Below are 13,759 nucleotides of genomic sequence, written 5' to 3' on the forward strand. Positions count from 1 at the left end.
GAACATGCATGAAACGTGAACGATCCGCGCAACTGCACGAGCAAGCACTCGACGTCATTCTAGGCGGGGTAAACAGCCCTTCCCGCTCTTTCAAGGCTGTAGGCGGGGGAGCACCCGTAACGATGGAACGTGCCCAGGGCGCGTATTTCTGGGACGTGGACGGCAATCGATATATTGACTATTTAGCAGCATATGGCCCCATCATTACTGGCCATGCACATCCACATGTGACCAACGCGATTTGCGAAGCGGCTACCAACGGGACCCTTTACGGTACGCCTACTCCATGGGAAATTACCTTTGCAAACATGATCCGCGAAGCAATTCCTTCGATGGAACGCATTCGCTTCAACAACTCCGGTACAGAAGCAGTCATGACTTGCATTCGTGTAGCACGTGCTTATACCGGACGTGTCAAAATCATCAAATTCGCGGGCTGCTACCACGGCCACTCTGACTTAGTGCTGGTTGCTGCTGGCTCCGGGCCATCTACCCTAGGGATTCCGGACAGTGCAGGTATACCACAAAGCATTGCCAGCGAAGTCATTACGGTACCTTTTAATAATATCGAGGCTTTCGCAGAAGCTATGAGTAAATGGGGAAGCGAAACGGCTTGCGTCCTCGTTGAGCCGATTGTCGGCAACTTCGGTATCGTAACGCCTGAGCCTGGATTCCTGGAAGAAGTTAACCGCATTACGCATGAAGTGGGCGCACTTGTCGTCTACGATGAAGTGATTACAGCCTTCCGCTTCTGCTATGGCGGCGCACAAAACCTCCTGGGAGTTGAGCCTGATCTGACTGCATTGGGCAAAATTATCGGCGGTGGTCTGCCAATCGGTGCTTATGGCGGTCGTCGGGAAATCATGGAGCAGGTCGCCCCACTCGGACCTGCGTATCAAGCAGGAACAATGGCTGGTAACCCTGCTTCCATCCGTGCGGGAATTGCCTGCCTGGAGGTATTGAAGCAGCCGGGCGTGTACGATGAATTCGAGAGACTGGGCGCTATGCTTGCGAACGGAATCATCGAAGCGGCAAACAAACACGGCGTAACCATCCAGCTCAATCGTGTAAAAGGTGCATTGGCTGTTTACTTTACGGACGAGCCTGTTCACGATTACGATGCAGCTCAGAAAGCGAATGGGGAAGTATTTGCTCGCTTCTTCCAGCTGATGCTGAACGAAGGTGTATGCCTTGCACCATCCAAATATGAAGCTTGGTTCGTGACAACAGCTCATACAGAAGAAGATATTCAATTCACCATCGCAGCTGTAGACCGCGCCTTTTCTCAGCTGTAAACCATTCCCACGTCCTTCCGCATCCATCTGTGGAAATAATAAGCCTGTTCACGATTATGTTTTCGAGGAGGATATTTCGGTGTCCAAAGGTGAAAAATCATATCCGCAGGCTCCTGAAAAGACGTTGGATTCTAAAATGAGCAGTAAAATGCTCGAAGTGAAGGGCTTTCAAACCCCGCGAAAAACCGAGCATCATAAAACCCAAAATCACGACAGATAAGTATCAAAACAGACACATTCCCAATCATACTGACGAGGAATGTGTCTGTTTTTTTGGCATGCGGCAACATTGTCAATAATGGTCAGAGAATGTACAATAAATTAGTGAAACTGCCATAGGACTTATTCGTATACATGAATATGGGACAAAATGTAGTAGTAAGGTTACATGTATGGCTTAGCAACATTCGTTTTCATAGATTACAACGAGGAGTGAGTGTGGAATGTTTTTCCATCCTATGGATTTCCTGATTCTGATTGCATTCGGACTGTCGCTCTGGGCACAGTTCCGTGTGAAAGGAACTTTTAACAAATTCGCCGAAGTTCCTACCTCCTCCGGTCTAACCGGTGCAGAGGCCGCCCGCCGCATGCTCGATGCCAACGGCTTGACGAACGTTCCTGTTCAACACATCCCAGGTACATTGACCGACCACTACGACCCGACTGACCGTGTCGTACGCCTGTCTGATCCTGTATACTTCGGCAACTCGATTGCCTCTCTGTCCGTTGCTTGTCACGAGGTCGGCCATGCAATTCAGCACAAGGTCTCGTACCCGATGCTGGTAGCTCGCCATCGCATTTTCCCAGTAGTCAACCTGGTGTCCGGTGTGGCGCCATTGCTGCTGTTGGCTGGTTTCTTCTTTAAAATGGCTGGGCTTTTGCTCATCGGGATTATCTTCTTCTCCGGAGCAGTTGCCTTCCAACTCGTCACATTGCCTGTCGAGTTTAACGCAAGTAGCCGTGCGAAACAACTGATGCTCCAAATGGGCTTCATCCGCAATGAAGAAGAACGTGGCGCAAGCAAAGTACTGGGTGCAGCCGCTCTGACGTACGTAGCTGCCGCTCTAATCTCTGTTCTAGAGTTGGCGAAGTACATCATGATTTTCCGAAGCTCTGACGACTAATCTGTTAAATGAAACAGCAAAGGTACAGCTCTCTCACATGGGAGGCTGTACCTTTTTTCATGAGCCTACGTTACAATAAAACAGGGGGTTTTTCACATGCGAATTGGAATCATTGGACTAGGCAGTATGGGTCAAATGCTGGTGAAATCACTCTGTAAAAGCGGTGTGATCCAGCCCGAGCATATCACCGTCTTCAATCGAACAAGAGAAAAGGCTGAAAATCTGCAAGCATCACATGGCATTCTCATAGCCGAAAGTGCGCAAGAGGTGTGCGACCAGGCAAAGCTGGTCTTTCTCTGCACAAAGCCACTGGATATCCTGCCTGTATTGCGTGAGTTGTCTATCCCTGAAAGTGTACATATCGTTTCTGTAGCAGCAGGTGTTAGCATCAATGATTTGGAAACCGTCCATGCAGGTGCCGTGAGCAAGGTAATTCCTACCGTCACTTCGCAAGAGCTGCATGGTGTATCTCTATTTACATGCAGCAGTCGAACAAGTACAGGGGATCGCAATGAGCTTCTCACCCTCCTGTCTTCCATTAGTCAATCACAGGACGTATCCGAGATCGAGATCGAAACAGCGACGATCCTCACCAGCAGCGCCCCAGGACTGATCGCAGGGATTCTTGATTCGTTCGCGCAGGCAGCCGTTCGCAAAACACCAGAGCTTGACTTGGATACTGCGAGAAGCATGCTGGTGGAAACGATGCTGGGAACCGCTCTTTTGCTCAAAAACGAACAGCTTAGCTTCGACCAGCTGATCGAACGTGTTGCTACCAAAGGTGGCATTACCGAGGAAGGCTTGCGTGTTCTGGACAAGACGCTTCCTTCTGGATTTGACGAGTTGTTTGCGATGACAGAATCCAAGCACGCTGCTTTGAAGATACTTGTCCAACAACAAAGTACAGTTTAACAAGGGACTACACAGGGTAACGGTGTGACGGGAGGTATACTGCCCGTCAGATTTTCCATGTAATGTTCATCTTGTCGCTGGTGGCTTCCACAGTAGTAACCAGCAAATCCAGCACTCGCCGCTTATCGTCAAAGCTGACGGTTTCCCATGTGTCCAAGTACCCGGAAATTTGCTGTACCTGTTCCGGGCTGATGGTTTCCACCGTCAATTCCGCAATCTCTTTGACAAGAGATTGCTTGTGGCTGTCCAGTTCCGCTATCTTCACATTCACATAGGAGAGCAGGACATTGTTTGCCCCGGTAAGGCTGTCCACCAAGCATCTGAATATTCCTAAAGGCAAGCGAAGGATGAAACGGAAATGACAGGGTTGGATTTATGTGGTAGAATGAGTATTAAGAGGGAACAGAAAATTGTAGAGCTGGGTTGAACTAAGAATTATTTATATAATCCGAATTTAATGAGAATTGCAAGGAGGATAACATATGTCAAATTTATTTCCAGAGCCGATTAGCAACCTTCCAGAAGCAGATATGCCTTTTTCCAATTATCAAGCATACCTTTCTCAAGGAGAGAATCACCAAATAATTTTTATGCAATTTAATGAGGATATTGATTTGCCAGAACACTCGCACGAAAGTCAATGGGGCATCGTGCTTGAAGGCAAGATTGAATTAACCATAAATGGTGTAAAAAATATTTATACTAAAGGCGATAGGTACTTTATTGAAAAAGATGTAAAACACTCCGGAAAAATATTTGCGGGCTATGCTGATATTACTTTTTTTAATCAAAAGGATAGGTACAATACAAAGCTGAAAAAGCAAAAATGAACAGCTTGTGTAGATGCCGGTTATGAGCATTATATGAAACTTGCAAACATTTGAAGCAAGGAATGGGAAATCAGGCCGCTACGCCTATCCAGCTGCCTTTGCCCTGAAGCATATGGCCAAGGACCTTCGCCTTGCGAATGAAGCAGGCGTCTCTCCCCCATTAGTTGAATCCGTCAATGCCACCTATCGTCATGCACTGGAATCAGGGCTGGGAGAGCTCGATTTGATGGCGATCCTGCGTCACCTCGGTGGAAAATAGTTTTCGTGGTTAGACTGACCCTACATAAAATAACAGCGGCTACCTAAGACCTGAAAATAACGTCTTAGACTGGCCGCTGTTTTTTTGCATTCCACGCAGAGCATACGCCTACATTTTACATATATTGCATACAAAAGGAGGAGTATGATATGCATCATCCAAATTTTCAAAATGTACAATACAGTCATCGACTCCCTTTATACGCTGGTAAGACCTTTCGCTATGATTATGATGATGGCAATGTATTTATCATTCATTTCTTTGACGCTACTCATCGACATGATGAAGGGATTGCTGGACCGCATAAAGGCTTCCATGGTTACTATACATTCAATTACGTAGAAATAGCTCCTTGCGTTTACTTTATGTATTGGCTGGAAGAAGTCTACACGGTCAGCCAAGTTGCTGATTTTAATCGAATGCTGGTCTATACCCATTATACCTATGATGCACAGGGTGTTCGAAGAAGTCTGTTCCATTCTGGTACCATAACCGAACTTTGATATCTTCACCTCATAATTCGTGAAAGATGACAAAGCGAAAGACCGGAATTGCCGGTCTAAGACTGTAGAGAAACTCCATTTTTTCGTGGTTTCTTTCATTATGATTATCCGTGGGAATAATAACGATTAACGTAAAGAGCTGGCAAATATTTGTGAATGCAAAACAAACCTTCAGCTCCACATTTCTAGTGGTTTTGAAGGTTTGTTTGTAGAGGATGATTTAGCATCCTAGCAAATTTTTCGTGTAATGCTGGTACACTCATCCCCTAAATTATTCTTTTCCCTAGCAGCAGGTAAAGTTGAGAGGGTTCTGCCAGTTATGTTTTGCTGTCCCCTTTTCTAAAATACAAAACACATTAACGGTGCAGGGAGGATCAGGTAAGAAACCGATTGTTGAATCTTTCTTGACACCAATTAACTTTGAAAATTGATCTAACATAGTCATAACCTCCATTTTTTTACAATTTTTACTTTCAATTCAATTATAAGAATTGCAACACTCACTGTCAAATGATACATTATTTACAAATAGTTACCAAAAATAGTTTGATGGAGGCTTCTGTGTACGTTCTCATTCCACTAACGGTAGCAATTGCTTTATTAGGCATGCAACTCTATTCATACCGAAAGTTCAGGAATATCGTTACTCTCTTTTCTGTAGAAGATTCTATTTTTTCACTTCTAAATCAATATTTTATCGGTGTAAATCTCAAAGAGTCACTTATATTCCCCACGCATTTATCACAAACACCAACCATTGTCATGTTCGCTGCCCCCTCATGTGATACATGCCATCATGAAGTAGAAAGATACTTAACCCATATCAAGAAAAAAACAACCAACCTTCCTTTCTTATGTGCGGTTAAGCAGGATGATTCTGGCTATCAGCACTTTATCGACACATTTAGCGGAAAAATTACGATGGTTCCCGTCGACAAAAAAACCATGAGCGAATTACACATCATCAACTTCCCAAGCCTGTTTATTGTTGACTCACAGGGGATCATTCGATATGTAGGACGCTCAGTTGGTGAGCTAGTAGACATCTTGAAGCACAAGAAGAAGCAAGAGCTTCACAACATCCAATAAAACTAGAAAAGGTGTTCCTCATGATTGTTCAATCATTTATCAAGCTGTTCTCTTTCTTATGGGCACATGCCCGGCTACTTCTCACGCTTTTAGTTTGCTTAACAATCATGATTGGTTTACTACCAGTAGCCACCCTTTGGCTATCCAAAGAAATGATTAATGAGGTCGCGAAAATCATTCAACTCCAAGTGGGTGATTATCGTTATGCTTTTTTCTTACTTTCACTTCAATTTTTAATAGCGATGGCTACATCTGTGCTTCTCAATATCCAACAATACCTGAATGGAAAGCTTGAAAATGTTTTGGAACTCGCGGCACAATCACTTGTACTTCAAAAGGTAGAATCGGTACCGCTTTTCTATTTTGATATTCCCGATTTTTACAATCATTTAGAGAGAGTTCACTTGAATGTGGGCGCACGCTTTTTATCACCATTCACGATCCTACTAGAGATCGTTAGAGCCAGCATTACTATTTTCAGTTTCTTGCTCTTTTTGCTTACCGTTCACTGGAGCCTCGTCATTTTAAGTCTGATCGCGGCAATTCCCGTCTTCTTTGTTCAAATTCGATTTGGCAGTATCAATTATTGGCTCAGATACGGCTTAACCCCCTTAATTCGCGACATACAATATACCAGTTTTTTATTGAAAGACCGGCAGTCAGCCAAGGAAATTCGACTATTTGGCTTAGGTCAAATGCTACTGAAAAGATGGTCAACCTCCATGACCCACCAGTTCACTGAGACATTAAAGGTGCTGCGAAAGCAACAAGCAACTGAGGTCGGCCTAGATGGGTTTACCGCACTTTTGTACTTTGGGACAGCTGGAATTATCATCTGGTTAATCCGTACCACCTCTATGCAAATCGGTGAGTTTGTAGCAATCGGACAAGCTGTGCAGGGAACACAAGGATTGACCAATCAGCTATCTAACCAGTCAGCAAAAATATTTGGAGAGATTCTCTATATAAACGATTTTTTTAATTTCATCGAATATGAACACCCTGAAAAGGATGCAAGCGACGAAGGCTCGGCTCTCTTTCCAGCACCGCTACAACAGGGCATATTTATAAAAGGATTGTCATTTACCTACGTGAATACGACAAATCCTGTTCTAAGGGATATTCATTTGCACATACGGCCTGGTGAAAAAATCGCAATCGTCGGTGAAAATGGCTCGGGTAAATCAACCTTGGTCAAATGTGTGATGGGGTTGTATCCCATATCACAAGGTGACATTTCCTTCGATGGCCTCAGTATTAGCCAGATCAAACCTGATGATTTACGCAAAAATATGACTGTGATCTTCCAGGATTTCATCAAATATGCCTATACATTACAGGAAAATATTGGTTTTGGTGATGCCGAACGAATAAACGATCTAAAATGGATGCAAGAAATTGCCGCTACATCTGGCGTGGATCAAATCGTTTCCAAACTTCCAGATGGCTACCAAACTTATTTAAGTCGCTATTTGCAAGAGGGAACCGATCTTTCTGGGGGACAATGGCAAAAAATTGCCTTGGCTCGTGCTCTGTTTCGAAATAGTGATATTGTGATTTTAGATGAGCCAACAGCAGCTCTTGATCCTATGACTGAGCTTTCTGTATACCAACTCGTTCGAAATTTGACCGAAAATAAAACAACCCTATTTGTCTCACACCGTATGGCTGCCGCTAAAATGGCAGATCGGATTATCGTGATGAAGGATGGTCAGTTAGTCGAGTCTGGAACGCATGATGAACTGATTTCACTTAATAAAGAATACGCGCAGATGTATCATGCTCAAGCACAATGGTATGCAACACCAGTGGAAAGCAGGTGAAAAATTGGAAATCGCGACCTTTATCTTTCGCATGATTCTAGCACTGTTGTTTATAAGTTCGTCTGTATCAAAAATCAAAAACAGCACGACTCATGCTTCAATTGTAAAAGACTACAAAATACTGCCTGAACGATCTATTAGATTTTTTGCCGTCCTCGACACTTATTCTGAATTGCTGATTGGATTGCTACTCATTTTCGGGCTGTACGATTCATGGGCAGTTCTGGCTGGTAGTGGTTTACTACTCCTGTATAGCGTGGCTATTGTGGTCAATTTATTGCGCGGAAGAAGAGAAATATCATGTGGTTGCGGTGGCATCGTCGGCAATCACAATCTATCATGGATACTGGTCAGCCGAAACGTCTTGCTCATTGCGATGTGTCTCTGGGTCTATCAAATACCGACCACCTATGGGAATCTCTCATGGGCGTTAGAAACAGGAAATTTCAGAACCGTATATGGAGAAGAGTACTGGACGTTAATGATCATCGCATTGTTGTCCACACTTGTGATTCTGATTGGTCAACATTTAGGGAGCATTCGGAAGAAAGTGCACGAGCTAGTCGCAGAAAAATAAATATCATTCCCTCACGAAAAAGGAGAGATCCTCTGTGGAAACGTTTATACAATGGTCTGTGATTGCGTTATGGGTATTTGTCATTGTGCAATTCGTTGTTATCTACCTGCTAACCAAACTAGTAGCAGATTTTATCAATAAATTACAAGCAAAAGAAAAAGAACCGAGTGTAGACAACTGGATAGGCTCCAGAGCCCCGGTTCTGATCGATAACAGTCCATCTGGAACAAGCATTGATTTTACAGAGATGAAAAGCCACTCTACACTTGTACTTTTCACGGCAGAAGGTTGCCCCATATGCCAGCAAATCATTCCGCATTTAGAGAAGGTAAAACTACGATTTCCTCAGCTTAAATTACTAGTTGTTTATTCAGGAAAGCTCACTCACGAGACCCAAAACCAGGACGATATTCAGTATATCGACTCTACCATTTCGTTTTCAATGTACCAAATCGATGCGATGCCATCTGCTGTCCTGATCGACAAAAAAGGAATTATCCTTGCCAAAGAAGCGGTTCCTACCATTCATTATCTACTGGCATTGCTTGAAAAACATGTGCCTATCGAAGCGGACACCTCGGAGTTCACTCCTGCGTCGCTCTCAACAAATCCAGGAGAAAATAAAGCAAATAAAATTGCCCCTCAGCCATATTCATGACTGTAGAAAACCTACCATTCATATTTTAAGAATATTACAGTAAATTAACGCAGGTGACTTCATTTCAGCTACTCATAAAAACCTTCGCTTCCTCTACTACCCGTTGATCTGTCAATATACATCACCGGGTTTGTTGCCTTCCCCGATGACATAGCCCGCAGATCGTATGCTTACAAAAGAAAACACATACTGAATATGATCAAGAAGCATATCTTCAAAAAAGGCTGCCTTACCAGTAGAAAAATCTACAGATAAGACAGCCTGTTTCATGTTTAATTTACGGAAACCCCACTAGAATGCACCGTCTGCTTTTTTTGCAAGCGCAATGCCAAAAGGAAAGCGATGAGTAACAATCCAGCAGATACATAATAAACAGCCCGGACTCCCAGCCATTCAGCGATAGCACCCATCACTAGGGCAGAAGTGCCAAAAACGAGTAAATCAATCGTCCCCTTTGCTGACAGGACATAGGGCAGTACTGATTCCTCCGTCTCTTGCTGCAAAAGCGTCTGCTTGCTTACATGCACCATTTCCAAAAACGGTCCTAACGCAAACGAAAACAACAGTGCCACCAGAGCGTTCGTACTACTGCCAAGACAAAAGGTAAAAAATCCGACGCCAATTGTACCGCAAATGATCCAACGAAATAAATGACGCCGCATCCGCTCCGCATACATCAATAGCAGCGTCCCACCCGCAATGGCTCCGAGCATGTATCCGGCATTAATATAGCCCCACCATTCTTCCCCTTGTCCAAGCACATCGAGGACAAATGGCAACATAATCGCAGCGATCCACACACCCCCGGACAAGTCGATCACGACATCCATCGCGACCAGCAGTCTCAGGACAGGTACATCGCGAATGGCTTTCCATCCAGTGAGCCAGTTTGTTGTCGCCCCAGCTGCGTGTTCTTCTCGCAGCTTTTCGCTTGCCGGTGCAATGCCTGTCATCGCGATCGTTGCCACTACATAGGCACCAACCGTTCCCCACAGAACAACACCCGCTCCCAGCCAGGAAACGAGTAATCCTCCTGCGGCCCAGCCAGCAAAATGAACCGTTTGATCTGAGGTGGCAAGCAAACCATTCGCTCGCATGAGATCTTCTCGTCCTACCAACTGCGGCACCATGGCGTTTCTTGCAGGGTTTGCCCATCCATCCATAAAGGCGATGGTTGACCCCAATCCGAACAACAGCCAGATCCACTCTCCCTGCTCTCCCACACCGCTACTGACAGCTAATGAGGCTAAAGCCAAAAGTATCGTCTTCAAGCCTTGCGACAGCACGAGCATGACCGTCAACGACAAACGCTGAAACACTAACGGAGCCAACAAGCTGCTCACAGACTGCGAGGCTACGATGACAACCGGTATGAACGCCGTGTACATGACAGAACCAGTTGCAGCGTACATGACCGAAATAAACGCGACAATATAAAATACATCCCCAAGGTTGGCCAATGTCTGACCCGCCCAGAGGCAAATAAAGCGTCGATGCCACATAAAGCACACCCTCCTGTCGGTTCAGGACCAGCCTATACGTCCTGATGGAATATGAAGTTATTCACACCGACTCGCCGTCACAATGGAGGTGCACCTCTTTTCGCGAAAATTACCTTTTATTCTATTCCAGAATCAGGATGCTGTACAGATTTGTTTCGGAAAAAGCTGTAGTACACCCAGCCTGCGTTAATAAACAGGAAAGCACTCGTCATGTAAAAAACTCCGCTAATGCTCACATAACCTGCCAAAAAGCCGCCAATCATCGGTCCGAGCATGCTGCCAATACTGACGAAGCTATTGTTATAGCCGTAGACGCGACTGACCATATGTACAGGTGTTGCTCGCCGTAGCAAAGCATTGACGGATGGGAGTAATCCTCCCAGGGACAAGCCTAACAAAAATCGGAGCGCGACCAATTGCCATACCGTATGTACGAGACCTTGTGGAATGAAGATGATTGCGGCAGCCAAAAGCGAGAACAAAAGCACCTTTTGCGAGCCGAACCGATCTCCTAAACGCCCCAGCTGTGGGGAAGCAAAGACATTTGCTACCCCCATGCATGCCTGGACAATTCCGGCCCACAACGCTACCTTTGCCCCTTCTGAACCGAGCAACTGCGAAATGTAAATCGGCAGCACAGGGATAATGCTAAACAACGCAAACTGGATCATTACGGTTACAAAAAAGAGAGCCGGGAGTTCTTTGGAAGAAAAGATCATCTGAAAGTCTTCGCGTAGACTCGATTGTTCCTTTTTTTCAGGTGGAACAAAGTTCTCTTTCACCGTAAACGTAATGACCAAGGTCGCCAGTAATAATACGCAACCAGTAATTACAAAAATCATCCGAAAGCCGATCTTCTCCGCGAGAACACCGCCAAACAGCGGTCCCATAATGGTTCCGGCCGTAATAAAAGACTGAAGCAACCCTGTTGCATAGCCAATTCGTTCTTTTGGGACAGAGGATGCTACTAATGCGGTACTGGCAGGGATGATTCCGCCTACGAGTCCATTGAGCAGACGAAGAGCCAAAAGCTGCCACAGACTTCCCGCAAAACCAGTCATTGCCATGGTAATGGACATGAAAAATCCCGAACGCAGAATCATAATCTTGCGCCCGTGCTTATCGGCCAAATTTCCCCAAATAGGCGAGACGAGGCCCGCCGTCAAAAAGTTGGCTCCAAAAATAATCCCCGCCCAAGCCGTGACTTGATGAGGGTCTTCAATTCCGAAATCCTGCTGAATGTAAAGCGGTAAAAAAGGCATGATCATGCTCATCGCCACCATGACGAAAAACAGCGATCCACAGAGCACATATAAATTACGGCGCCATATCTCCATCGGATTTCCTCCAATCCCATCTGCTTATCCCTGTTGCAGGTCGGATGTACTTCCTAAATCTTGCACACTCCACAGGCCATAGTATACTCCCTTTCTCTCCAGCAATTGCTCGTGGGTGCCTTCCTCAACGATTTGTCCCTCTTTCATGACAATGATTTTGTCCGCATGGGTAATCGTTGAAAGTCGATGGGCCACGATGAGCGTGGTTCTTCCTTTTGCCAATCTGGACAAAGACTCCTGAATCGTGTGCTCTGATTCCAAGTCGAGGGCAGACGTCGCCTCATCCAGAATCAGAATACCTGGGTCACGCAGGAAAACTCGCGCAATCGCAATTCTCTGCTTTTGCCCGCCAGAGAGCTTTACGCCTCGCTCCCCCAGCTCCGTATGGTAGCCATTCGGTAATTCGCTAATAAAGTCATGGGCATTGGCCGCCTTCGCAGCTTCTTGCACAGCACTGTCATCTGCATCAGGATTGCCCATTAAAATATTCACTTTTGCTGATTCACTAAACAAAATATTATCTTGCTGCACCATCCCGATGTGGTGACGCAAATTTTGCTGCTTCACATCGCGGATATCGAGGCCATCAATCGTAATTTTCCCTTCTGTCACGTCCCAAAAACGCGGCAGCAAGCTAATCAACGAAGATTTTCCGCCGCCTGACATCCCGACAATCGCAACCGTTTCACCAGAAGAGATGTTCAAATTCACGTTGTTCAAGACAAGAGGGCCTTCCTCCCGATAGCGGAAGGACACGTTCTCAAAGCGAATTTCGCCGCGAATGCGTTTGGTTGCAGGGTCTACAGGCAACTCTCCTGCGTTTGGCTTATCAACGATATCGTACGATTCATCGATAAACTCGAACATCCGGTCCATCGAAGCAATTGCCTGCGTCAGTACCGTACTGGAATTGACCAAACGTCGCAGTGGTGTGTACAAGCGCTCCAAATAAGCATAAAACGCAACGAGCGTCCCTACGCTCATGCTCCCGCCGATGACTTGGTAACCAGCATAGGCAATAACCAGAAGCGGTGCGATATCCGTCACCGTATTAACCACAGCGAAGGTTCGAGCATTCCACCGCGTATGTGCCAGTGCCTTATCCAGAAACTGATTGTTCTCCTTGGCAAATTCCTTGCTCTCCTGCTTTTCCAAAGCAAAGCTGCGGATGAGCGACATGCCGTTTACACGTTCGTACAAATACCCTTGTAGATGCGCCAGTGCAGCTGAACGATCCTTTGTCAATTGACGCAAGCGCTTGTAGAAAAACTTGACGGAGATACTGTACAAAGGGAAAACGATAATGGCGACAATCGTCAGCTCCACGTCCATATAGAGCATGATCCCCATCGTCAATGTAATCGTAATCAGGTCCAGCCAAAGATTCATCAATCCCGATTCCACGAAGCTTTTGGTTGATTCCACGTCGTTAATGACCCGAGAGATGACCTCACCCGTTTTGGTATTGTTGTAGTAGCGCATCGACAGTCGTTGTAAATGAGAAAACAATTGATTGCGAATGTCGAACAAGATACGACTGGATACCCACTGTGCATAGTATTGCCGGATGTACTCAACAGGGGCGCGAACGACGGTAAATAACAAAAAGGCCCCGAGCATCAGCCAAAATAGCTGTTTCAGCTTTTCCTCTTGAGGAAGCGGACTTGGCAATAGGTCATCAATGACGTATTTGATAAGAAGTGGCAGAGCAAGTGGGATCGCGAACTTAATAATTCCAATAAATATAGTGCCCAATATTTGTTTCCAATAGGGCAGGACATAAGCCAAGTAGCGGCGTATGCTCAAGCATCATACCTCCTTTGCAAACAAGGAAATCCCTCCCCCGGTCA

16 protein-coding genes are annotated in these 13,759 nt (G+C 45.5%); 11 read left to right on the top strand and 5 right to left on the bottom strand.

The genetic code is table 11. The features are described 5' to 3' along the window. Positions 1–8 precede the first annotated feature (8 nt). From HP570_RS25475 to HP570_RS25490, 4 genes are all read left to right on the top strand, one after another. Entirely contained in the window at positions 9–1,295 is a 1,287-nt protein-coding gene (locus tag HP570_RS25475; RefSeq protein WP_173627560.1) for a glutamate-1-semialdehyde 2,1-aminomutase, read from the top strand. 79 nt (positions 1,296–1,374) lie between these two features. Continuing rightward, positions 1,375–1,515, top strand: coding sequence for a hypothetical protein (locus tag HP570_RS25480; RefSeq protein WP_012684780.1), 141 nt, complete (start codon positions 1,375–1,377; stop codon positions 1,513–1,515). Positions 1,516–1,738: 223 nt separating this feature from the next. Then, the gene (locus HP570_RS25485) at positions 1,739–2,419 is read left to right on the top strand and encodes a zinc metallopeptidase (protein WP_173627561.1); all 681 of its coding nucleotides are present in this window, start codon (positions 1,739–1,741) and stop codon (positions 2,417–2,419) included. 96 nt (positions 2,420–2,515) lie between these two features. Then, positions 2,516–3,331 carry a pyrroline-5-carboxylate reductase family protein gene (locus tag HP570_RS25490; RefSeq protein WP_173627562.1) on the top strand — a complete coding sequence of 272 codons (816 nt, stop codon included), beginning with the start codon at positions 2,516–2,518 and terminating at the stop codon, positions 3,329–3,331. A gap of 46 nt (positions 3,332–3,377) precedes the next feature. Here HP570_RS25490 and HP570_RS25495 read toward each other — a convergent pair whose 3' ends face one another. Continuing rightward, positions 3,378–3,647, bottom strand: a complete 270-nt coding sequence (locus HP570_RS25495) for a hypothetical protein (protein WP_483862096.1) — start codon at positions 3,645–3,647, stop codon at positions 3,378–3,380. 166 nt (positions 3,648–3,813) lie between these two features. On the opposite strand from HP570_RS25495, the gene HP570_RS25500 reads away from it, so the two are divergent. The 3 genes from HP570_RS25500 to HP570_RS25510 all read left to right on the top strand — a co-directional run bounded on the left by HP570_RS25500 (position 3,814) and on the right by HP570_RS25510 (position 4,923). Then, on the top strand, positions 3,814–4,161 hold the full coding sequence (locus HP570_RS25500) for a cupin domain-containing protein (RefSeq protein ID WP_012684775.1): 348 nt from the start codon (positions 3,814–3,816) through the stop codon (positions 4,159–4,161). A 40-nt stretch (positions 4,162–4,201) separates the two neighbouring features. Beyond that, positions 4,202–4,420 (top strand): hypothetical protein, encoded by a 219-nt coding sequence (locus HP570_RS25505; protein ID WP_254495465.1) that lies wholly within the window; start codon positions 4,202–4,204, stop codon positions 4,418–4,420. A 149-nt stretch (positions 4,421–4,569) separates the two neighbouring features. Continuing rightward, on the top strand, positions 4,570–4,923 hold the full coding sequence (locus HP570_RS25510; RefSeq protein WP_173627563.1) for a MoaF-related domain-containing protein: 354 nt from the start codon (positions 4,570–4,572) through the stop codon (positions 4,921–4,923). A 283-nt stretch (positions 4,924–5,206) separates the two neighbouring features. On the opposite strand, the gene HP570_RS25515 is transcribed toward HP570_RS25510, so the two are convergent. Further along, complete coding sequence (locus HP570_RS25515) at positions 5,207–5,362, bottom strand: hypothetical protein (RefSeq protein ID WP_173627564.1); 156 nt, start codon at positions 5,360–5,362, stop codon at positions 5,207–5,209. A 122-nt stretch (positions 5,363–5,484) separates the two neighbouring features. Here HP570_RS25515 and HP570_RS25520 point away from each other — a divergent pair, with 122 nt between their 5' ends. The 4 genes from HP570_RS25520 to HP570_RS25535 are packed head-to-tail and all read left to right on the top strand — an operon-like array spanning position 5,485 to position 9,070. Then, entirely contained in the window at positions 5,485–6,012 is a 528-nt protein-coding gene (locus tag HP570_RS25520) for a TlpA family protein disulfide reductase (protein ID WP_173627565.1), read from the top strand. A 20-nt stretch (positions 6,013–6,032) separates the two neighbouring features. Beyond that, positions 6,033–7,835 (top strand): ABC transporter ATP-binding protein, encoded by a 1,803-nt coding sequence (locus tag HP570_RS25525; protein ID WP_217364826.1) that lies wholly within the window; start codon positions 6,033–6,035, stop codon positions 7,833–7,835. Then, the gene (locus tag HP570_RS25530; protein WP_254495466.1) at positions 7,792–8,412 is read left to right on the top strand and encodes a MauE/DoxX family redox-associated membrane protein; all 621 of its coding nucleotides are present in this window, start codon (positions 7,792–7,794) and stop codon (positions 8,410–8,412) included. The genes HP570_RS25525 and HP570_RS25530 overlap by 44 nt, the downstream gene beginning before the upstream one ends. 34 nt (positions 8,413–8,446) lie before the next feature. Beyond that, positions 8,447–9,070: a TlpA family protein disulfide reductase gene (locus tag HP570_RS25535; RefSeq protein ID WP_173627567.1), complete on the top strand. Its 624-nt coding sequence runs from the start codon at positions 8,447–8,449 to the stop codon at positions 9,068–9,070. Between the two features lie 272 nt (positions 9,071–9,342). On the opposite strand, the gene HP570_RS25540 is transcribed toward HP570_RS25535, so the two are convergent. From HP570_RS25540 to HP570_RS25550, 3 genes are all read right to left on the bottom strand, one after another. Continuing rightward, positions 9,343–10,572: an MFS transporter gene (locus HP570_RS25540; RefSeq protein ID WP_173627568.1), complete on the bottom strand. Its 1,230-nt coding sequence runs from the start codon at positions 10,570–10,572 to the stop codon at positions 9,343–9,345. A gap of 116 nt (positions 10,573–10,688) precedes the next feature. After that, entirely contained in the window at positions 10,689–11,909 is a 1,221-nt protein-coding gene (locus HP570_RS25545) for an MFS transporter (RefSeq protein WP_012684766.1), read from the bottom strand. A gap of 24 nt (positions 11,910–11,933) precedes the next feature. Next, entirely contained in the window at positions 11,934–13,715 is a 1,782-nt protein-coding gene (locus HP570_RS25550; RefSeq protein WP_012684765.1) for an ABC transporter ATP-binding protein, read from the bottom strand. Positions 13,716–13,759 lie beyond the last annotated feature (44 nt).

Source organism: Brevibacillus sp. RS1.1, from assembly GCF_013284365.1.
In the GTDB taxonomy this organism is placed as follows: Bacteria; Bacillota; Bacilli; order Brevibacillales; family Brevibacillaceae; genus Brevibacillus; species Brevibacillus brevis_D.